Source organism: Nostoc sp., from assembly GCF_036916735.1.
Lineage (GTDB): Bacteria > Cyanobacteriota > Cyanobacteriia > Cyanobacteriales > Nostocaceae > Nostoc.
Genome location: NZ_JBALFV010000094.1, coordinates 137,867 through 158,644, shown reverse-complemented (window position 1 = coordinate 158,644; position 20,778 = coordinate 137,867). Strand labels below are relative to the sequence as shown.

Sequence of the window (20,778 nt, the reverse complement as noted above, 5' to 3'; positions counted from 1 at the left end):
CAGTAGACCTACAAGAGATTGTAGTTTATCAATGAATTTTGGTGGCAGTATTAATTGTGACGCATATTAGAGTAATATTTAATATATTCGCAGTCAATTGCTTATAAATGGGGGAGTGGGGATGAAAGAGAAAGAAGCAATGCCCAATGCCCTATTGTCAAGAATCTGGCAATTGTGGAGGGTCAACGTTAAACCATTTTAGATAAATTTGCTTGTAAGTGCCATTTGATAACAAAGTCGCTATACCTTTGTTAATTACATCCAAATGGGGGGAGTCTTTAGGTGTAGCAATCCCGTAGTATTCTTGGGTGAGCAGGTCGGCAACAACTTTGATGCCTTGGAGTTTGCCATTTTTAATCGCATACAAAGTTGCGAAAGCATCGCTAACTACAGCGTCAACATTGCCATTGAGCAAGTCTTGAAAAAATTCTGGGCCAGAACTAAAAGTACTAATTTTGGCGTTAGGGATGGTTTTGGCAAAATCTGCCCCAGTAGAACCAATTTGTACAGCGATCTTTTTACCTTTGAGACTATTGAAGTCTTTAATATTTTGATTGTCTTGGCAAACAGCGATCGCTAGTCCGGCTTTAAAATAAGGTCGTGAAAAACCAATTGTTTTCAGGCGTTCGGCGGTAATGGTGATTCCGCTAATTGCTGCATCGACTCTTTTCGCTTGCAAAGTTGAGATCATGCCATCAAAGGGCAGACTTTCAAACTGGACTGCAAAACCTGCTACCTTAGCGAGCGCATTCATCAAATCAATATCAAAACCTTCCAAGTTCCCGCTAGCCCTTTGGATTTCAAAAGGGATAAAGGTAGGGTCTGTAGCAACCTTGAGAAGTTTAGCATCTGGGTTAGTAATGGGATAGAAACTTTTACAGGCAATTATCAGTAGCAGACAGCCTAAGCTTAAAATTAGCTGCTGCCACTTGAGGTTAATTAATTTCACTGTAGTAATTCCATTCTATCAGTCAATATTCACGATACTTGTCATCATGTTATAAGGAAGAATACATCCGTCAGCAGCCAGAATCTACCATGAATTCTGAGCGACTAACGAAAGTTTAATACCCACTCTCTTGAAAAGTGATGCTCGTTCCGACGCTGCGCTAACAGATTTAAGGCTTCCTCGAATCTGACTTTTCGCTAATTGTCTTCTTGTGTGTTCTCTATTCTGAATTCCAATTTTGAACTTCTTATGGCTGCCACTACCCCTGCTTACCGAATTGCTGATTTGTTCGCCGAACGAGCTAGAAACATCGCACCACCAACCTACGGTACAGAGTTAACCAAAATCACCACTGTCAGCTTTACCTACGGTCTAGCTGACCCAATTCTTTTTCCTCATGCTCACTTGGCTGCTGCAAGTGCTGCTGTGCTGGCACAAGAGGCTCCGCTCGCTCTCAATTACGGCCCACCTTCAGCTCAACTATACGAGCAAATTATCCTCCGCTTGCAAGCTAAAGGAATCACTACCGATCGCGATCGCCTGATCGTTGGCTATGGTTCTGGTCAGATTCTCGGCTTGCTACCAGATGTGTTTGTCGAACCTGGTGATGTGGTAATTGTAGAAGGCCCAACCTTCATGGGAGTAGTTGTTAGATTTGTCCACGCTGGCGCACGTATAATTACCATTCCTGTGGATGAGTTGGGGATGGATGTAGATGCCCTAGAAGTAACATTGAGCGACTTGAAGAAGCAGGGCATCCGACCCCGGTTTATTTACACCATCCCCACTTTTCACAATCCCACAGGCACTACTATGCCCTTATTTCGCCGTCAAAAACTGGTAGCATTAGCGGCTGAATATGGCGTGGTGGTAGTAGAAGACGATGCTTATAGCGATTTGCGCTTCCAAGGAGAAACTGTGCCCGCCCTGGCAACCCTCGACCAAGAGGGGTGGGTATTATATGTAAGTACCTTCTCGAAAATTATTGCGCCTGGTATCAGGTTGGGATGGGCTTGTGGCGATCCAGCAATTATTGAGCGGCTGGCAATGTTCAAAAGTGAGGGACCTGTGGGGCCATTTGTTAGTCATGTGGTCGCCCGTTATTGTGCCACAGGCAAACTAGATAATCACATTCAAGAGTTAATTGCTTGCTACAAGCATAAGTGCAATTTGTTGTTAGAAGCGATCGCTCAAGAGTTTCCCACTGATATAGTTGCTTTGCGTCCCGATGGCGGCTTCTTCGTTTGGTGTAAATTGCCGTCAGATATTAGCGCCAAAGCACTCCTAATCGCTGCGAGTGAACACGGCGTCAGTTTTCTGCCAGGGACTCGCTGCTACACCAATGGACAGGGGGATGATGCGATTAGGTTAGCTTTTAGCTTTCAGCCAACACAGAAGATTGTTGAGGGAATAGCGACATTAGGAGCAGTCTTGCGCGGATGGCGAGACTAATTTTGGATTTTAAACTTCGGCTACGCTCAGTCGAACGATTTTGGATTTTGGATTGAAGATAATCAAATCGGACTTACGCTTTAAAAAATTTGTTCTAATCGTTGGAAATCGCGCTGCACTTCATACCAGAGACTTTTATTATGAGGGTCTGTCTTCAAAGCTTTTTTGAGATAAATTCTGGCTTTGAGCAGCTGGTTTTGGGAAATTAGCGCCCGTCCCCAAATTTGATAGGCGATCGCTAGCCATTGACGGACTTCTGCATCTGTTGACAAACGATCTGCTAAAGCTTCCGCCAGGGCGATCGCTTGCAAAAATCGTCTTTCTTGCAAAAATCGCTGCAATTGATCATAGGTCTTCCACTTCAGCCGTTCTTCTATTTCCAACACATTAGGCGGCTTTGGTTTCCCTGGTTCTTGGCTTGTCACCTTTGTTGCCGATGTTTTCTGCCTATGCGTTGCTTTTGCCTCATCACGCATACCAGATGTTGACACCTGAGTTGAATGTGCCACAGTTTCCTCTGGCAGTACCACCGTTATCAGGAGTTTGTACGCCTCTGTCAACGCAATAAACTTATCTTTGGCTTTGTTGTCGTCTGGGTTGATATCGGGATGATATTGCTGCGCCAATCGTCGGTAAGACGCTTTGATGTCAGCAAAAGAAGCTCCCGATCTCAAACCTAGTAAACGGTAGCAATCTCCAAGATCCATCTTGAGCTATGAGCTATCGAATATCCAGCAAGAGGCTATCAGCTATCTGCTTCACGCCTAAACTATTAATAATAAGGGTTAATTTGCTATTTTTAAGTTCAATATTGACAGTTTGTTCATAAAAGGGCATTGGGCATTGAGCATTGGGCACTTGTACTGCCCTTCGACTCCTTTCGACTTCGCTCAAGGCAAGACGCTCAGGAACCGCGACTTGCCTTGAGCAACTTGTACTGAGCATAGTTGAAGTAAGTCCAAAGGAGTCGAAGTATTGGTTATTCTTCTTGTCCCCTTGTCCCCCCTGCTCCCTGCCCCTGTGTGCCCCCTGTCTTCCTACTCCCCTATTACAACAGAAGTTCGTTCTTCAATCACACGGTCAATTAAACCGTATTGCTTTGCTTCTTCGGCAGACATAAAAAAGTCACGATCCATATCTTTTTCAATCTTTTCTATAGTCTGACCGGTTTTATCGGCATAAATGCCATTGAGCTGGTGACGAATCCGCAGAATCTCTCTAGCTTCAATTTCGATATCGGTTGCTTGTCCACGGGTGCCACCTGAAGGTTGGTGAATCATAATCCGTGAGTGAGGCAATGCTAGCCGTTTGCCTTTAGTACCAGCCGCTAGCAGGAAAGAACCCATTGAAGCAGCTAAACCTACACAAATAGTCACTACATCTGATTTTATATGTTGCATGGTGTCAAAAATAGCCATGCCAGATGTAACCATCCCACCTGGAGAATTGATGTATAAATAAATATCTTTACCTGGATCATCTGAGTCCAGATACAGCATTACAGCGATAATTTGATTGGCGATTTCATCATCAATATCTCGTCCCAAGAAAATAATCCGTTCCCGGTAAAGGCGATCGTAGATGCTAATCCAGTCTGTATATTGTCCTCCGGGCATCCGGTAAGGAACTTTAGGAACACCTATAGGCATAATTTACTCCGTTCTTAATTAGTCATTGGTCACTTGTACTGAGTTTACGGTGAGCGTAGTCGAACTGCGACTTGCCCTGAGCTTGTCCTGAGCGTCTTGCCTTGAGCGAAGTCGAAAGGAGCCGAAGGGCGCAGTCCTTCGCGTAGCGTCCCGTAGGGAAGGGAGCCGAAGTATTAGTCATTGGTCATTGAGCATTAATAATTTTTGGTTATTAACAAAGGACGAATGACAAATAACAAAGGATAAATTAAAGGACACTGGCAGGGAGTGGGGGATTGGCAAGTTCTTCTTTCTCAAAAACTCGGTCAATTAAACCGTATTCCTTCGCTTCATAGGGTGTCAAATATAACAAGCGATCCATGTCTTTAGTAATTTTTTCTGGGGGCTGTCCAGTGGTGTTATGTAAGATATCAACTAATGCCCCTTTATTTACCAAAACTTCCCTGGCGCGAATTTGAATATCCGTTGCTTGACCTTGGGCGTAGCTCTTAGGCTGATGCAGGATAATTGAGGAGTGAGGCAAACTAGCACGGCAACCTTTTGTACCAGCACTGAGGAGCATTGCTGACATACCCATCGCGGAACCGACGCAGATGGTATGGATCGGAGGCTTAATATATCTCATGGTGTCATAGATGGCGAAGGCTTCGGTTTCAAAGCCAATGGGGTCGCCACTGTAACCGGAAGTGCCGGTGGAGTTGATATAGATTTTAATCGGTTTTTCCGGGTCGTCGGATTGCAAAAACAGCAATTCGGCTACGATTAATTCCGTGACAGCAGGTACCAGTGGCATCCCAATATAGACAATTCGCTCCTTTAATAAGAGGGAAGGTAAATCTGGCGGTGGTGTCCGGTAAAAGTTATCGCCGTAATATGGGGCTTGAACAGCCTTAATTGGGGAAATGTCCATAGCAACTGATCGCCTGAAACTATGCCGTTAACTGTAATACATCCTAGCGCGATGCACGCTTACCTCAAGGTGCGGATTTCTCCCTAATGCTGAAGGCGGCTTCGCATCTGCCAATGCTTGGCTTCTAAGATATTCTGATTATATTAGTGTATTTAGTTGGATAATAAGTTTTCCGTAGAGTTAAAGTAGTGCTTTGAAGTTATTTATTAATATGTATATCCTGAATAGGGACTTGAAGTTATGAAGGTTAGTTTGCAGCCTGCCTTGAATGATGGTAATTTGGACGCAAATCAACTGAACAGTCAACGTCAGTTGGGAATTTCGATTTCGGCGATCGCCCAGACTCAAGACCGCCATGTACCTCTGAATTTATGCTTAATTCTCGATCATAGTGGTTCGATGAACGGGCGATCGCTAGAAACGGTGAAAAAAGCAGCGAATCGTTTGGTAGATAGACTCAATCTTGGCGATCGCCTGAGTGTGGTAGTTTTCGATCACCGTGCCAAAGTCTTAGTACCCAGTCAAAGTATCGAAGATCCAGAGAAAATCAAACAGCAAATCAACCGCCTCGCCGCCGATGGTGGAACTGCAATTGATGAAGGACTGCGCTTGGGAATTGAGGAGTTGGCAAAGGGTAAAAAAGATACTGTTTCCCAAGCCTTCTTATTAACCGACGGTGAAAATGAACATGGTGATAATAATCGCTGTTTAAAATTAGCTCAATTGGCTGCTAGCTATAATTTGACTTTAAATACTTTGGGATTTGGTGACAATTGGAACCAAGATGTTTTAGAAAAAATTGCTGATGCTGGCTTAGGTACTTTATCTTATATTCAAAAACCTGAACAGGCGGTCGAAGAATTTAATCGCCTGTTTAGCCGTATTCAAACTGTAGGATTGACTAATGCTTATCTGTTATTCTCCCTGATGCCCAATGTCCGGCTAGCAGAACTTAAACCTGTGGCTCAAGTTTCCCCAGACACAATTGAGTTACCACTGCAACAAGAAGCTGATGGACGTTTCGCTGTGCGGTTGGGAGATTTAATGAAAGATGCACAACGAGTAATCTTAGCTAATATTTATTTGGGACAATTGCCAACAGGTGAACAAGCGATCGCTCATGTGCAAGTCCGCTACGATGACCCAGCCGTTAACAAGGTAGGTTTAGTTACACCAAATATCCCTGTTTACGTCCATGTAGTGAAAAATTACCAAGCAGACCCGAATCCCCAGGTGCAACACTCTATTTTAGCATTAGCTAAGTATCGCCAAACCCAGCTAGCTGAAACGAAATTGCAACAAGGCGATCGCTCTGGTGCGGCGACAATGTTACAAACGGCTGCTAAAACTGCACTGCAAATGGGAGATAGTAGTGCAGCGACGGTATTGCAAACTTCTGCCACCCAGCTACAATCTGGTGGAGATTTATCCCAAAGTGATCGCAAGAAAACCAGAATTGTCTCCAAAACAGTTTTGCAAGATACCCCTCCTCAGTAAACTCAGGTTTAGATGAAAGTTAAATTGCTCTCGGCGTTAAATGACAATAATGTTGATCTGGCTCAAACAAGTAGCCAACGTCAGCTAGCAATAACGATTTTTGCTATCGCTGGTGAGTCTGACCAAAATCTCCCCCTTAATCTCTGCTTGATTTTGGATAGAAGTGGTTCCATGCATGGACAACCAATTAAAACGGTGATTCAGGCGGTGGAAGGATTAATTGATCGGTTGAAAGTAGGCGATCGCATCTCAGTTGTGGCTTTTTCCGGTTCTGCGGAAGTCATTATCCCCAACCAAGCCATCAAAGACCCCGAAAGCATCAAATCTCAAATAAAAAGCAAACTGACTGCTAGCGGCGGTACTGCGATCGCTGATGGTTTGGAACTGGGAATTACAGAACTGATGAAGGGTACAAGGGGCGCTGTTTCCCAGGCGTTTCTGCTCACAGATGGACATGGTGAAAGCAGTTTGCGAATTTGGAAATGGGATATTGGGCGAGATGATAACAAACGCTGTCTCAAACTGGCGCAAAAGGCTGCCAAGCTAAACCTAACTATCAACACTTTCGGATTTGGCAATAGCTGGAATCAAGATATACTAGAAAACATTGCCGATGTCGGTGGTGGGACTTTAGCCTATATTGAACGTCCTGAACAAGCTGTGGAGCAATTTAGCCGACTCTTTGGACGGATTCAATCTATTGGGCTAACTAATGCTTACTTACTGTTATCTTTAGTGCCCAATGTCAGACTAGCAGAATTGAAACCCATTGCTCAAGTTGCCCCAGACACAATCGAGTTAGCAGTGGAAGCCGAAACTGATGGTAGCTTTGCTGTGCGTTTGGGAGATTTGATGCAGGATGTAGAACGGGTAGTTTTGGCGAACATTTATCTGGGACAATTGCCGGAAGGGAAGCAAGCGATCGCCCATCTACAAATCCGTTATGATAACCCGTTGGTTAACGAACAAGGTTTACTTTCGCCCCTGGTGCCAGTGTATGCAGATGTAGTGCGGACGTATCAACCAGATTCTAATCCCCAAGTACAGCAATCTATTTTAACATTAGCGAAGTATCGCCAAACCCAGTTAGCCGAAGCGAAATTGCAACAAGGCGATCGCACTGGTGCAGCAACGATGTTGCAAACAGCAGCTAAAACCGCTTTACAAGTAGGAGATAAAGGGGCGGCGACAGTATTGCAAACCTCAGCCACTCGCCTGCAAGCTGGAGAAGAACTTTCCGAAGCAGACCTCAAGAAAACTAGAATTGTGTCAAAGACGGTTTTACAGGAATAGTAAAAATTAAACAAGCAAACTGGGGTTTGAGAAAGTAAAATGTCATTTTGAGTAAGCAATATGCCTTTTTGCTTATTGAATATGAAGTTTTGAGAAAGCAATAAGCCTTTTTGCTTATTCAATATAAATTTAAGTTAAATTTGTGTTGATGATATACGATTGTACTCCAAAAATTTTCTAGCGAACTCAGCAAAGTATTTAGGACTTACGCAAAAACCCTCTCAAACTCTCATTTCTCCGTGACCTCTGCGTCCTCTGTGGTACCCTGCGGGAAGCCGCTTTGCGTGTACGTTTTCTGTTACCTGTGCGTAAGTCTTAGTATTGTTAAACTCAGTTAGCCGAGGCGAAATTACAACAAGGCGATCGCACTGGTGCAGCTACAATGCTACAAACAGCTGCTAAAACCGCCTTACAAATTGAGATAAAGGTGCAGTGACAGTATTGCAAACTTCCGCCACTCGCCTGCAAGCTGGGGAAGAACTTTCGGAAGCAGACTTGAAGAAAACAAGGATTGTATCAAAAACCGTTTTGCAGGAATAGTAAAAATTGATTTTGTTTGGAAATGTAGAATGTCAACAATAAACTCTGTTATTGATAAGATTGCAATCCTTGCAGAACAGAGTGGTTATATAAGCTGTCTTGAATATTGGAGTGTTTGCGGCGGTTATAATCCAGATTATCCTTCAAGATTAAGTTTTGAGCAGATCCAAGAACTTACTCAAAATTATCCGTTTCATTTACCATTAGAACTTTGTGAACTATACCAAAGGGGTAATAGTTGTTTGCCTATTGGTGTCAACCCCAACAAAAATTGGGATTCCTTTGACAATTATTTTCAATTTAAATTTCCATTGGAAGATGACGATTTTTTCTCATTAGAAGAAGCAATTAATATATATCGCTCTATAGCCTCTTGGTTAAAGAAAGACGAACACAAATTACAGATATCAAGAAAAACAAATAATAGCCAGCAAAAAGTTCTAGCTTCTCTCCTGAATAGTAATAATTTTTCTTCACGCTTGTTTCCCATTTCTAGCACGGAGAATGGCTTATACGTTGTAGTCGGTAATGAAAAACAACAGGAAACATCACCAATACTCTTTTTATGGGAAGATTTAGTAATTTCTATGGAATGGCCAAGCCTTACTTGGATGATGCTAGGAATGGCAGAAGTCATGGAAAGAAAGATGCAGTCACCAAAGCCTAATCGGTATGAAATCGAAGCTATTTGGCACAAGTATGCTGTCGCAGAGAGTAGTAATCCCTGACGGGGCAACAGTTTCATAACAGTTAGGTAGTTTAATGATGCGATCGTCCTACTTGGACGATGCAAAAATTAAGGCTTGCTGAATATCTTCATCTTCTAATTTGGGAAACTCCTGGCGCAGTTCTTCTCGATTAGGGTAGACAACCAATAACTCAATAACCCGACGAACGGTAAGGCGAAGATTACGAATAGAGGGTTGTCCATTCATGCAATTAGGCGCAGGTTGCTTGGTGTGAATATTGCGTTATAAGCTAAGTACAGCCACCGCGACAGCGAATACTATTAGATTCGCGGTAAAGGAGCTAAGTTGGACAAATTTGGAAAATTATTGTGTTGGGGTTGGTCGATCTTTTGGCTGGGATGGACAGTAACTCAAATGAATGGAGGTAGGGAAGCTCTTTGGTTGCGAATTGCTAACAAATGTCCAAATTGTGACTTGAGCGATGCCAGGCTGAGTAGCGCCTATCTGGTTAATGCTAATTTAAGCGGTGCCAATCTCAGTGGTGCTAACCTGAGTAGCGCCTATCTGGTCAATGCTAATCTGAGCCGTACCAACTTGAGCGAAGCCAACCTGAGCGGTGCCAGCTTGGGCTACCTCCTGTTCTTAGGTGAAAGTGCAAACCTTAGCGGTGCTTACCTCATCCGTACCAACTTGAGCGGTGCATACCTAAGCGGTGTCAACTTCAACCATGCCCGACTCAACAATGCCCGACTGGGCGGTGCAACACTAAACGCTAATTTAGAGGGTGCTGATCTAAGTGGTGCCGACCTGCGAGGTACTTCCCTGGGTGGTGCTAACCTCAAGGGTGCTAACCTCAAGGGTGCCGACCTGCGCGGTGCCAACCTAAGTGGTGCCAACCTGCACGGTGCCAACCTGAGCGGTGCAAACCTGACGGGTACTGACCTGACGGATACATACATACAGGGAGCAATTGGACTTAAGAAATAACCACGGCACAAAGGGGAAGTGTTAGGAGGGCGATCTTTGATGGTGCACATGGGGCCACTGTGCCAAAACGGATTTTTTTAGCCTATTCTACGCAAGAAAGGTACGAAGTAATGGCTGCCGCAAAACCTTATAAATAAGGCTTTGAAGCGAGTTATAAACTCAGACTCTTAATAATTGTAATAAAACAAGCAAAACGCCAATGAAAATTAGTGGTATTCATCATGTAGCTATTATTTGTTCTAACTACGATCGCTCCAAAAAATTCTATGTAGAAGTTTTAGGATTTCCGATTATTCAAGAGACTTTTCGCGTCGAAAGAAATTCTTATAAATTAGATTTACGAGTTGGAGAAAATACTCAAATAGAACTCTTTTCTTTCCCAAATACTCCAGAACGGCCTAGTAAACCAGAGGCTTGTGGTTTAAGGCATATTGCTTTTAAAGTTGATGATGTTGAGGAAACTGTTTTTTATTTAAAATCGAAAGGAGTGGAAGTAGAAAATATCAGAGTTGATGAAATTACAAATAAAAAATTTACTTTCTTTAAAGACCCAGACAATTTACCATTAGAAATTTATGAGCTTTAAAATTATTTGAAACCCACGAAGGTGGGTTTTGTCTGTATAGCAGCGAATTCCATTAGCCAGGGCAGGCGTGTTTTTACAAAAGTGAGATGTTCCCAGTTTTTTTTGATTCTAAGTCAACTTTACTAGATAAAATTTATCTGGTTATTTGGGGGACAGTAAATACTTCTACCAAAAGAATCGCCAGTTTCTGCATCCATTACTTCTACAAGTTTAGCGTTATCAGTACAGACACTTCTACCCTTAGACATTCTCAACTCACCTTGGACAAAACCAGTCACTATCCACACCATTCGGTTGTTAGAAATCGATGATTTGTACTCTCCTGTTTGGGCTGCAAATTCCTCGTATGTTGTAAGTTTTGCTTCTGTTATGTGCATCTTACTAGACTTTTTGAGAACACGTTCAATCGTAATCAAGCGACTTGCTGGTAGGCTATTATTTGCAGGATATATTCGTACTTTTGAGTTAAATGGTATCGGTTGATTGACTTGTTTTTTTGTCTGTACTGGTTTAGCTGTGACTGTCTGCACGAGCAATAAAGTAGTGGCGTTAGCAAATACAAAAGCAGATAATGAAGTTATTGTAAAAATATTAATCATAGTGCAAATGCGCTTCATCATACTTAGAATTTTAATAACTTATAACAACAGTCTAATTAATTTTTAATTACGATTGCAAGGAAAAAATACTTTCTGTAAAGATCCAGATAATTTACTATCAAATATTTATAAAAATTAGAATAAATAGATGTTTTGATTAAAGAATTTCGGATAAATAGCAAATAGGTGAGCTATTTGTTAAAATTTTAAAATGTTTGACAATATCTGTAAATTTTTAGCTGAAAATTTCTCCAGCGACTTTGCCAGTTGGTTATTAGGCGAACCTATTACATTAACCGAACTCAGTCCAAAAGAATTATCTCTCGAACCTATTAGGGCTGATGCTCTAATTCTGCTACAGTCGGAGCAAAACATTTTACATTTGGAATTTCAAACCCAAGCTGATCCTGAAATTCCTTTTCGGATGATTGACTATCGGTTGCGAGTATATCGCCGCTTTCCAGATAAAGCAATGCATCAAGTTGTGATTTACCTAAAGCAGACAAATTCAGATTTGGTGCAACAAAATACATTTACAATTGCTGGGACAAGCCATGAATTTTCAGTTATCAGACTTTGGGAACAACCAACTGAAGTATTTCTGAGAACGGCTGGACTGTTACCCTTTGCAGTTTTAAGTAATACAATTGATCCAGAAGCCGTGCTTAACCAAGTTGCACGGGAAATTACAACTATGACAGAATCAAGAAATCAAAGTAATATTGCTGCTTCCACGGCGATTTTAGCTGGTTTAGTATTAGACAAAGAGGTTATCAGACGAGTTTTGAGGTCAGATATTATGCGCGAGTCAGTGATTTATCAAGATATTTTAGAAGAAGGCAAGGCTGAAGGCAAGGCTGAAGGCAAGGCTGAAGGCAAGGCTGAAGGCAAGGCTGAAGCTTTACTTGAAGTTGCAAGAAATCTATTTAATACTGGTATGCCATTAGAACAGATTGGCGCAGTCACAGGGTTATCAATTGAACAGTTACAGTATTTGCAGGCAAGTGAGTCTGGTGAGTTTAATCAATAAATAATCGGTGCAGGTTGACTGCACCGATTAGTAAGTGTGACTCGAATTAAACATCCCATTGTTTCACGCTAATGCTGAAGCTTGGGGTTTGGCAAAAATCATTCTTCCTGCGGTGGTTTGCAAAGCACTGGTGACTACTACTCGCAGTTCACCACCCACATAACTACTACCTTCTTCAACGACTACCATTGTGCCGTCATCTAGGTAGCCAATACCTTGACTGGGTTCTTTGCCTTCCTTGAGAATTTTCAAATCAAGGTTGTCGCCTGGTAAATAACTAGGACGGACGGCGTTCACTAAATCATTTACATTTAAAACAGGGACTTTCTGAACACTGGCGACTTTAGACAAGTTGTAGTCGTTGGTTAGTAATGTACCGCTAATTTCTTGAGCAAAGCGCACTAATTTGGCATCAACTGTGGGAATATCTTCGTAGTCAACTGCATTAATCAAGATGCGATCGGGATATTCTTCTTTAATGCGGTTGAGAATTTCTAGTCCTCGTCTTCCCCGCACCCGCTTTTGGTCTTTACTAGCATCCGCTACTTGTTGAAGTTCTTGCAAGACAAACTGCGGTACAATAATTTGTCCTTCTAAAAACCCTGTTTCTAGTAACGTTTCAATGCGACCATCAATAATGCAGCTGGTATCTAAAACTTTGGTATTGGCTGGTTTTAATGTTCCTTCCACTACCATTGATTCGACAGTGTTGGGGTTAATGAAACGCAATAAGCCTCGTCCGTGGGTATCTGCCAAATTCATGCCAGTGACGGAGAGGATAATACTGCCGACAACTGCCACCAGTGGCTTAATAAATCCAAAGTCCGCCGGGATGGGTAGCAGAAATAGTGGGGCTAGCATGAGGTTAGCTAGTAATAGCCCAATCACTAAGCCGATCGCACGAGTTAAGATCACTTCCAGAGGCATTTCTTTGACTTGTGATTCTAGGCGACGATATGTTGTCTGGAAACTCAGCCCAATCGCACCACCAATAATAGCGGCAAAGACGGCAACAACTAAGCGTAAAGCTTCAAGATTTGTAACCTGATCTAGTGTGCCATTGGGTAGTAGTTCAATGCTGTAGAACCCTATTCCCGACGCTGCCAGGATGAATGAAAAAATAATAATGGCGTCAAGCATGGTTGTCTTGTTTTCCTGCAACTGTGGTAACCGATAAAGTTAAGTATTTTTTATTTCATCGGTAAGATAAACTCATCAATATTGACTTACACTAAAAGTTTAGTAGGGCAATATCTGCAATTATTATAACTAAAGGCTTTTATCTTCATATTTTTCATTATTTCGTTGTAAAACGACAAAAACTTGTAAATAAACTATTTATTTTCATTGTCTCTAATTTGCAGTTGGCTTAACTTAATATTTTCGCAAAATGAGTCAAAAATTTAGTATTTCTGAAGTTGCGAGTTCTGCGTATGTGCATATTCCCTTTTGCAGACGGCGGTGTTTTTATTGTGATTTTCCGGTGTCTGTTGTGGGCGATCGCTTGCGGGGCGAAACATCTGGTACCATCTCCCAATATGTTGAGGTGTTATGTAAAGAAATTGCCATTACACCTGCATTTGGTCAACTCCTGAAGACAATTTTTTTTGGTGGTGGTACTCCTTCGCTGCTATCAATAGAGCAGTTACAACAGATAGTAACAGAGCTAGAGAAGCATTTTGGTATTGCGTCTGGGGCAGAAATTTCTATGGAAATTGACCCAGCCACCTTTGATTTGGCCCATATAGCAGGCTATCGCAATGTCGGTGTGAACCGGGTAAGTTTAGGTGTACAAGCCTTTCAATCAGAATTATTGCAAAGGGCGGGGCGATCGCACTCAGTTGAAGATATTTTTGCAGCCGTGGAACTAATCCACCAAGTCGAGATTCCCGAATTTAGCTTAGACCTAATTTCTGGGTTGCCGCATCAGTCTTTGGATCAATGGCAAGATTCTTTAGAAAAAGCGGTAGCTCTTGTACCCACTCATATTTCCATCTACGATCTTACCATCGAACCAGGTACAGCATTTGGGCGTTACTACAAACCTGGCGATACTCCTTTGCCCACAGATGAAGCCACAGTCAAAATGTACCAGATGGGGCAGCAAATTTTGACTAGTGCAGGTTATGAACATTATGAAATTTCCAATTATGCTCAACCTGGTCATCAGTGTCGGCATAATCGAGTGTATTGGGAAAACCGCCCTTACTACGGCTTTGGTATGGGTGCGGCGAGTTATATTAACAAGAAACGCTTCACTCGTCCCCGTAAAACTAGGGAGTATTACCAGTGGGTAGAAGCTGGTAGTGTGATTGATTGTGATGTGACTCCCCCAAAGGAAGTATTGTTAGAAACGTTAATGTTGGGGTTGCGTTTAGCGGAGGGTGTGAGTTTGGCAGCGTTGGCAAAGGCGTTTGGGGAAGAGAAGGTGGAGGAGATTTGCTGGTATTTGCAAAGGTATTTTGAGAAAGGTTGGGTGGAAGTTGCAGAGGGAAGGTTGCGTTTGATTGATCCCCAAGGGTTTTTGTTTTCTAATGTGGTGTTAGCAAAATTGTTTGAAAAGTTGGGGTGATAAACTGCTTATGCAAAAAAATAAAGTTAGAAAAGCTGTGATTCCGGTAGCTGGTTTTGGGACTCGGTTGTTTCCAGCTACTAAAGTTGTGAAAAAAGAACTTTTTCCGATTATTGATCAAGATGGTAGAGCAAAACCTGTAATTTTAGCAATTATTGAAGAGGCAATTAGTGCTGGAATTACAGAAGTGGGGATTGTGGTACAGCCGGATGATAAAGAAATATTTGAAGATTTATTCAAAAAACCACCTAAAAAAGAACTTTTAAAGAAACTTTCACCGCAAAATCAAGAATATAGCCGATATTTGGAAGATTTAGGTAGCAAAATTACCATATTATTACAAGAGGAGCAATTAGGCTATGGTCATGCGGTATTTTGTGCCAAAGATTGGGTGCAAGATGAGCCGTTTTTGCTAATGTTGGGCGACCACATTTATACATCTGATATTGAGAAATCTTGTGCTAGTCAACTTTTAGATGTTTATGAACAAGTTAATCAAAGCGTTATGAGTTTAACTACAAAGCCAGCAGAACTTCTTCATATATCTGGGTGTGTAACAGGAGTTTGGCAAGAGTTAAACTCGATTTTGGAAGTTACACAACTCTATGAAAAACCTAGCATTGAATATGCACAACAACATTTGCGTGTACAGGGAATGGTAGAAAATGAGTTTTTATGTATATTTGGTATGTATTTACTAACGCCAAAAATTTTTGACTTTTTAGCAGAACACATCAACCAAAATTTCCGAGAACGAGGCGAATTTCAGTTAACATCTTGTCTTGATAGATTGCGTCAGGAAGAGAGAATGACAGGATATGTTGTTAAAGGCAAATGTTTTGATACAGGTTTGCCAGATGCTTATCGCCAGACAATGATTGATTTTAGAAAAATACGCCTTATGTGAATTAAAAAATCTCAAGCAATATCAGAGGTTTCAGCCTTAGCTTCAATTGTAAACTTTAGCCTTATCAACGAGATTACGTTGCTTCAGCCTTCAACTCACATAAGCTGTAAAATATAGATTAGTCTCAGTTCAATTCATTTGTCTGCAAGCATCTCACTTTTCCTTCCTTCCTTTATTCCTTGGAAGTCTCTTGTGTAAAGTTGAAAATTAAGCTAAATCAATCACAAAACTACCTCAAAACTAGCGGTAGTTAGAGTCGGGAAGAAGCTAGCACCCAATTGTATAAATTTACCCCCCCCAGAATTTATATCAGCAAAATCATCTGCCGAACCATTGGGGTTATAAAAGAGACTACCATTTGCGCTATTGTAAACAATCACCGCAGTACTACTTGCTGCTAAAGTATCGTTCGTCACTGTAGCAAAGTCTGCGGAATTTAATTTAGTTGGGAAGACTGAGTTACTTAGAGCGGTAAAGGTAGATTTAGATAGTTGAATCTTGTCTTGCGTAGGATTGAAGTCATCAATAATATCAACTCCGAGTTCCTTAATATCAAACTTTGATCCTGTTGCAAATGCAAACTTATCTGAACCAGCGCCTCCTTTTAGGAAGTCGTCTCCACTATCTCCCTGTAGGTAATCGTTGCCTTTATTCCCGATCAGAATATCTTTTCCACTACTGCCAAAAAGAATATCATTACCCTTGCCCCCTACAAGGTTGTCGTCACCACTACCTCCATCTATTCTGTCTGCACCATTTCCACCAATAAGGATGTCAGAACCTGCTCCCCCATCAATGTAATGATTACCAATAACACCTGAAAGCGAAATATTATCATCACCGTCCTTAGCAAAAATAACCTTATTGCCAGCCGAAAAATTCCCCCAACTAAAGGTATCGTTTCCATTTGTCGTAACAACATCAGTACTTATCACATTTCTGGCTCGAGCAACTGCCTCTTTTATGGCATCAGCAAAATTCTCACTTTTAGAATCAAGAGTCACTACACCACCTCGACCAAGCTGGGTAACTAGTGTCTCGTAATCGAGTGCAACATCACTCTTAGTTAGAAAAATTGGAATAATGTTATTTGCTTCTAGCGCAGCTTTTACTTGTCCAATTTCTGGATAATCTTCATTAGGATCAATTACACCATCTCCATTATTGGCAATAGTATCACTTGGACGAATTGCTGCCCGATCGCCTGCAACGTGATAAATACTATCGGTAGCTATTATAACAACACGAAATGAACCGACTCTGTAACCGAGACTGCCACCGCTATTTAAAGCTGTGTACAAAAGTGCGTCTAATTGTGATTCGGAGCTATCATTACCACCAAAAGCTTCAAGGTCAAAGATTTTGTCTTTGATTGTTGTTACATTATTTGTTAAAGCGACTTCTGGTTTATATACATAGTCAGCGTAACCTCCAAAAGGCGGTATTGGCTTATCCTTGAAGGAGGCAATACCAAATTTCAGGTTATTGCCAAAGATACTTGCTAACTTCGGGTTGGTTAACCGATTTACCGTCGCAGGAAGTACGGCTTTTACCCGGGCCAAATCTTTATCTGATGAAGATGTTAAGTCTTTTAGCAGAACAATATCAGATACGAAAGTCATTGTTTATTCCTCTGACTATTTTAATTAATGGGTTGTATTGCAAAGTGCTTGAACACTAATTCAGCTTGATGTTATCAGGGTTAATTGAATTTAAGATAGTACTTAAAATGAAGAAATAATAATCTTTTACCACAAATATTTACTGTGGTGTTCTTACTCCGGCTTGATTTTCTTTATCTGGGGCTTATTATGGTGAGTTACTTAAAAGATTATAATCGCAGACTTAACAGAGAATCTGACAAGATATGAGTTAAGTTAAAGTGCGTCAATGGGTCAGCAGTGAAAACAATGCTTTGGATTAACGGATGAATCAGTATTTTGCAACGGTTGCTCGTGGATTAGAAACCCTCGCGGCTCAGGAGTTAGAGCAGCTGGGCGCTCATTCAGTGGAGCCTGGGTTTTGCGGTGTAGCCTTTGAGGGCGATCGCACCCTGCTTTATCGCGTCAACCTCTGGGCTAGGCTACCGTTCCGAATCTTGGTAAATATCCATGAGTTTACATGCTTTGATGCCAAGGATCTCTATCGCGGCATCCAGACTATCGATTGGCAAAACTATCTCACGCCAGACATGACGCTAGCGGTGAATGTCACAGGCAAAAATGATCGCCTCAACCACAGCCACTTCACATCTCTCCAAGTCAAAAATGCGATCGTTGACCAACAGCAAGAAAATTTGGGTGAGCGTTCAAATGTAGAGCTTCATGACCCAGATGTGCGGATCAATGTTCATATTGAACGCGATAGTTGTACCGTTAAACTCGACAGTTCTGGAAATAGTCTGCACCGTAGAGGCTACCGTCCTGCGGTTGGATCGGCCCCTCTCAAGGAATCTCTAGCTGCTGCGCTGATTCAACTTTCGGGTTGGCAACCAGACCAGATGTTCTACGATCCTCTCTGTGGGTCTGGCACTTTACCCCTAGAAGCTAGCTTAAAGGCACTGAACATAGCACCAGGGCTGTTTCGTGAGTGCTTTGGATTTGAAACTTGGCTCGATTTTGACTTATCCCTTTTAGAAAAACTGCTTCAAGAAGCTAAGGACAGCCAACTTGATAACCTGGCTGCACCTATTTGGGGAAGCGATCGCGATGAAAATATAATCGAACAAGCGATTAACAATGCTCAAAACTGCGGCGTTGATAATCATGTATGGTTTTCTCAAATGGAGCTTGCTGATATTGTCGCCCCCGCAGACAGTGGGATTTTATTCTGCAATCCACCTTATGGCGAACGGCTGGGGCGAGATAGCAATCTAGGGGCATTCTATAAACTTTTGGGCGATGTGCTCAAACAACGCTTCAAAGGCTGGACTGCATTTGTCCTGAGTGGCAACAAGGAACTGTCTCAATCAATTGGACTAAAATCATCCCAACGGATTGCAGTGTACAACGGAACGCTGCCCTGTCAGTTAATGAAATATGAACTGTACTAAGTACAGCATTTCATTAATTCGTAGCAAATTAAATTTGCCATTGTATTGCAATGCCAATGCATCCCTTTGCAATACCAATGCATCCCCCTGCAATGTCAATGCGTCCCAATAGAATAAATTGGTACTAGTATGACAACTTTTGAAAAAAGTGGCAGTATAATCAGTGACTGACAATCTGCAATTTATTTATCGTTAAAAGGCAAGGCTATTTATGTCAGACCAATTCACCTTTACCGTTACCAATAAAACTGAATTGGCAATTATAGAGTTGTGGGTATCTCTCGATGATGAAGAGTGGGCCTCATTTAACTTGGGTGAATCAGGGATTCCATCAGGTGAAACAGCAACAATTGCTTGGGCTGAATATACGAATGGTTCGCCCTGTGAATGGTACATCTCTGCTGTATTTGAAGATGAATCAGAAAGTGAGTCAGCCCTATTTAACTTCTGTAAAGAACCAGCTTTAACAATCGGATAAATTCTCTACTGCGATCGCCTACGGCGGGCGTGTACGCCATCGCGCTTAATACATGATTGCATATCGACTCCAGACATAAAAATAAAAGCCCTACCTCGAAAGCATCTAGGTGGGGCTTGATATTAGAATCCACATGGCTATTTCGCGATCGCCTTTCTGAAATTGACAATCTAGCTATTTGAGTAAACGAATAAAGCTGGCTTTGTTATTTGGCCTAATTTGTCGGGCTGAAACAGGTTTCGTCCTTGCTTATCAGACAAAGCTGTTTCTGACCTAGATCGGTTTTGAATTTCACCTGATAAGTTTCGTTTTCGGCAGGCAAAGTTTTCGTGTAGTTATTCGCTCTATCGCACGAAAAGTCACGAGTGAAAGTTGCTGGAGACCAGTTAATTGTCATTGTACTGCCGCTCAGACGGACTTTTCCTTTTCGAGATTGGAAAATTTGCTGGTTGCAGCTGCCGTTCATTACGTTCATTATTCCCGTAAATTCGACCGTTCCATTCGGCAGAAATTGATAAGTGAAACGCGAACCGTTTGAGCCGATATATGTACCACTTGTACTTATAGCACTGTTTCCGGTATGCGTCCAAACCCATTTTCCAACTAGTGACGAAATCTCTCCAACGCTACCAGATGAATCATCAGTATTATTTGAAGCAGTTTCGCTTGCGTGCGCGCTATCGTAAACAGACAGCAAAAGTTTAGCTTCTGCATCATTCGGTAAATTTCGCAATTGCCCTACATATTCTCCGTTAAATGCCTGCCGAATCCGGCTTTGTTCTTCTTCATTCTTAGCAAGAGCTTGTGTATAATTGGAAATTAAATTGTCAATGCTTTTTCTGGTTTCATCTGGGTCTTTGCGAAACTCATTTAATTTTATTGACTGATATTCATTGCGCTGTTCGCTAGTGAATTTTGCTGAAAATGCCCATTCGTAAAAAGCGATAACTTTATCAATATCTGATTTGTTAAGAGATTCATTTTGAGCCGTTACTAAAACTTTACTTACAGCAGCCTGGGCAGAAAAATTTATAGTCGCTCCGTCCATCAAAATGATAGATAAAAATAAGATGGAAAAATATTTGATTTTGTTCATCATTACTGTAATTCTGTTGTCATTTAATTAATCTTCCCAGTGAGTGGAGAGTTTATATGCAATATCGCACCTGTTTAAGTGTGTGACGCACTAGTTAGGTTGCGATTAAATTAATTGTAAACGTTCAGGGGGTACAAATAAGAATAAAAATACCGAGGGCTAAATAATTCGTATTACTTTCACAAGCTGCTAAATCTGTTCAAAAGTTAGATCAAGCTTTTATAAATGCACTTAATGTATTGACTAAAAAAGATATTAGGGCTTGTCCAATATAGAAGTCATTTCTATGCAAAATCAGGACTATCTACACTCAGGAAGCCAATTAGTTATAAAAGCAGATATACATCTGTTTGCTGTATAAATTTAGACTGAAATTAAGTTGTTAATTGTTGTGATAGTCCTTGCAATACAACTTCCTCTAGAGACTTATTCAAACGTTTTGCTTAAGCATTCAGTGTTTGCTTTAAATCATCTGGAAGAGTAATACAGCAT

Annotated in this window: 20 protein-coding genes and 1 pseudogene; 12 read left to right on the top strand and 9 right to left on the bottom strand. The window is 41.6% G+C overall.

The window, feature by feature from the left end:
• Window positions 1-157: 157 nt before the first annotated feature.
• Window positions 158-949: a basic amino acid ABC transporter substrate-binding protein gene (locus V7L20_RS20980; protein ID WP_334745933.1), complete on the bottom strand. Its 792-nt coding sequence runs from the start codon at window positions 947-949 to the stop codon at window positions 158-160.
• A gap of 249 nt (window positions 950-1,198) precedes the next feature.
• Between V7L20_RS20980 and V7L20_RS20975 the strand changes: the two genes are divergently transcribed.
• A complete protein-coding gene (locus V7L20_RS20975; protein WP_334745932.1) occupies window positions 1,199-2,401 on the top strand; it encodes an aminotransferase-like domain-containing protein in 1,203 nt (400 codons plus the stop codon).
• Window positions 2,402-2,481: 80 nt separating this feature from the next.
• On the opposite strand, the gene V7L20_RS20970 is transcribed toward V7L20_RS20975, so the two are convergent.
• The 3 genes from V7L20_RS20970 to V7L20_RS20960 all read right to left on the bottom strand — a co-directional run bounded on the left by V7L20_RS20970 (window position 2,482) and on the right by V7L20_RS20960 (window position 4,960).
• On the bottom strand, window positions 2,482-3,108 hold the full coding sequence (locus V7L20_RS20970; RefSeq protein WP_334745931.1) for a J domain-containing protein: 627 nt from the start codon (window positions 3,106-3,108) through the stop codon (window positions 2,482-2,484).
• Window positions 3,109-3,438: 330 nt separating this feature from the next.
• Complete coding sequence (locus V7L20_RS20965; RefSeq protein WP_334745930.1) at window positions 3,439-4,050, bottom strand: ATP-dependent Clp protease proteolytic subunit; 612 nt, start codon at window positions 4,048-4,050, stop codon at window positions 3,439-3,441.
• A gap of 247 nt (window positions 4,051-4,297) precedes the next feature.
• Window positions 4,298-4,960, bottom strand: coding sequence for an ATP-dependent Clp protease proteolytic subunit (locus tag V7L20_RS20960; protein ID WP_334745929.1), 663 nt, complete (start codon window positions 4,958-4,960; stop codon window positions 4,298-4,300).
• A 240-nt stretch (window positions 4,961-5,200) separates the two neighbouring features.
• On the opposite strand from V7L20_RS20960, the gene V7L20_RS20955 reads away from it, so the two are divergent.
• From V7L20_RS20955 to V7L20_RS20940, 4 genes and pseudogenes are all read left to right on the top strand, one after another.
• Complete coding sequence (locus V7L20_RS20955; protein ID WP_334745928.1) at window positions 5,201-6,457, top strand: vWA domain-containing protein; 1,257 nt, start codon at window positions 5,201-5,203, stop codon at window positions 6,455-6,457.
• Between the two features lie 12 nt (window positions 6,458-6,469).
• The gene (locus tag V7L20_RS20950; RefSeq protein WP_334745927.1) at window positions 6,470-7,750 is read left to right on the top strand and encodes a vWA domain-containing protein; all 1,281 of its coding nucleotides are present in this window, start codon (window positions 6,470-6,472) and stop codon (window positions 7,748-7,750) included.
• A 328-nt stretch (window positions 7,751-8,078) separates the two neighbouring features.
• Window positions 8,079-8,290: pseudogene (locus tag V7L20_RS20945) on the top strand (hypothetical protein); the annotation flags it as partial.
• 29 nt (window positions 8,291-8,319) lie between these two features.
• Window positions 8,320-9,018 (top strand): hypothetical protein, encoded by a 699-nt coding sequence (locus V7L20_RS20940; protein WP_334745926.1) that lies wholly within the window; start codon window positions 8,320-8,322, stop codon window positions 9,016-9,018.
• A gap of 48 nt (window positions 9,019-9,066) precedes the next feature.
• Here V7L20_RS20940 and V7L20_RS20935 read toward each other — a convergent pair whose 3' ends face one another.
• Window positions 9,067-9,225 carry a DUF433 domain-containing protein gene (locus V7L20_RS20935; RefSeq protein ID WP_334745925.1) on the bottom strand — a complete coding sequence of 53 codons (159 nt, stop codon included), beginning with the start codon at window positions 9,223-9,225 and terminating at the stop codon, window positions 9,067-9,069.
• A gap of 168 nt (window positions 9,226-9,393) precedes the next feature.
• Here V7L20_RS20935 and V7L20_RS20930 point away from each other — a divergent pair, with 168 nt between their 5' ends.
• Window positions 9,394-9,966 carry a pentapeptide repeat-containing protein gene (locus V7L20_RS20930; protein ID WP_334745924.1) on the top strand — a complete coding sequence of 191 codons (573 nt, stop codon included), beginning with the start codon at window positions 9,394-9,396 and terminating at the stop codon, window positions 9,964-9,966.
• Window positions 9,967-10,165: 199 nt separating this feature from the next.
• On the top strand, window positions 10,166-10,552 hold the full coding sequence (gene gloA2 / locus V7L20_RS20925; protein ID WP_334745923.1) for an SMU1112c/YaeR family gloxylase I-like metalloprotein: 387 nt from the start codon (window positions 10,166-10,168) through the stop codon (window positions 10,550-10,552).
• 122 nt (window positions 10,553-10,674) lie between these two features.
• Here gloA2 and V7L20_RS20920 read toward each other — a convergent pair whose 3' ends face one another.
• Entirely contained in the window at window positions 10,675-11,151 is a 477-nt protein-coding gene (locus V7L20_RS20920; protein WP_334745922.1) for a hypothetical protein, read from the bottom strand.
• A 211-nt stretch (window positions 11,152-11,362) separates the two neighbouring features.
• Here V7L20_RS20920 and V7L20_RS20915 point away from each other — a divergent pair, with 211 nt between their 5' ends.
• Entirely contained in the window at window positions 11,363-12,181 is an 819-nt protein-coding gene (locus tag V7L20_RS20915) for an Rpn family recombination-promoting nuclease/putative transposase (RefSeq protein WP_334745921.1), read from the top strand.
• Between the two features lie 63 nt (window positions 12,182-12,244).
• On the opposite strand, the gene V7L20_RS20910 is transcribed toward V7L20_RS20915, so the two are convergent.
• Window positions 12,245-13,321, bottom strand: a complete 1,077-nt coding sequence (locus V7L20_RS20910) for a PIN/TRAM domain-containing protein (RefSeq protein ID WP_334745920.1) — start codon at window positions 13,319-13,321, stop codon at window positions 12,245-12,247.
• Between the two features lie 250 nt (window positions 13,322-13,571).
• On the opposite strand from V7L20_RS20910, the gene hemW reads away from it, so the two are divergent.
• Together hemW and V7L20_RS20900 are read left to right on the top strand one after the other, a co-directional pair.
• On the top strand, window positions 13,572-14,753 hold the full coding sequence (gene hemW / locus V7L20_RS20905) for a radical SAM family heme chaperone HemW (protein WP_334745919.1): 1,182 nt from the start codon (window positions 13,572-13,574) through the stop codon (window positions 14,751-14,753).
• A gap of 10 nt (window positions 14,754-14,763) precedes the next feature.
• Window positions 14,764-15,660, top strand: a complete 897-nt coding sequence (locus V7L20_RS20900; protein ID WP_334746034.1) for a UTP--glucose-1-phosphate uridylyltransferase — start codon at window positions 14,764-14,766, stop codon at window positions 15,658-15,660.
• Window positions 15,661-15,881: 221 nt separating this feature from the next.
• On the opposite strand, the gene V7L20_RS20895 is transcribed toward V7L20_RS20900, so the two are convergent.
• Window positions 15,882-17,282, bottom strand: a complete 1,401-nt coding sequence (locus tag V7L20_RS20895; RefSeq protein WP_334745918.1) for a hypothetical protein — start codon at window positions 17,280-17,282, stop codon at window positions 15,882-15,884.
• 305 nt (window positions 17,283-17,587) lie between these two features.
• Here V7L20_RS20895 and V7L20_RS20890 point away from each other — a divergent pair, with 305 nt between their 5' ends.
• Together V7L20_RS20890 and V7L20_RS20885 are read left to right on the top strand one after the other, a co-directional pair.
• Window positions 17,588-18,712 (top strand): THUMP domain-containing class I SAM-dependent RNA methyltransferase, encoded by a 1,125-nt coding sequence (locus tag V7L20_RS20890; protein WP_334745917.1) that lies wholly within the window; start codon window positions 17,588-17,590, stop codon window positions 18,710-18,712.
• 211 nt (window positions 18,713-18,923) lie between these two features.
• Window positions 18,924-19,190 (top strand): hypothetical protein, encoded by a 267-nt coding sequence (locus tag V7L20_RS20885; protein WP_334745916.1) that lies wholly within the window; start codon window positions 18,924-18,926, stop codon window positions 19,188-19,190.
• Window positions 19,191-19,404: 214 nt separating this feature from the next.
• Here V7L20_RS20885 and V7L20_RS20880 read toward each other — a convergent pair whose 3' ends face one another.
• Complete coding sequence (locus tag V7L20_RS20880) at window positions 19,405-20,289, bottom strand: hypothetical protein (protein ID WP_334745915.1); 885 nt, start codon at window positions 20,287-20,289, stop codon at window positions 19,405-19,407.
• Window positions 20,290-20,778 lie beyond the last annotated feature (489 nt).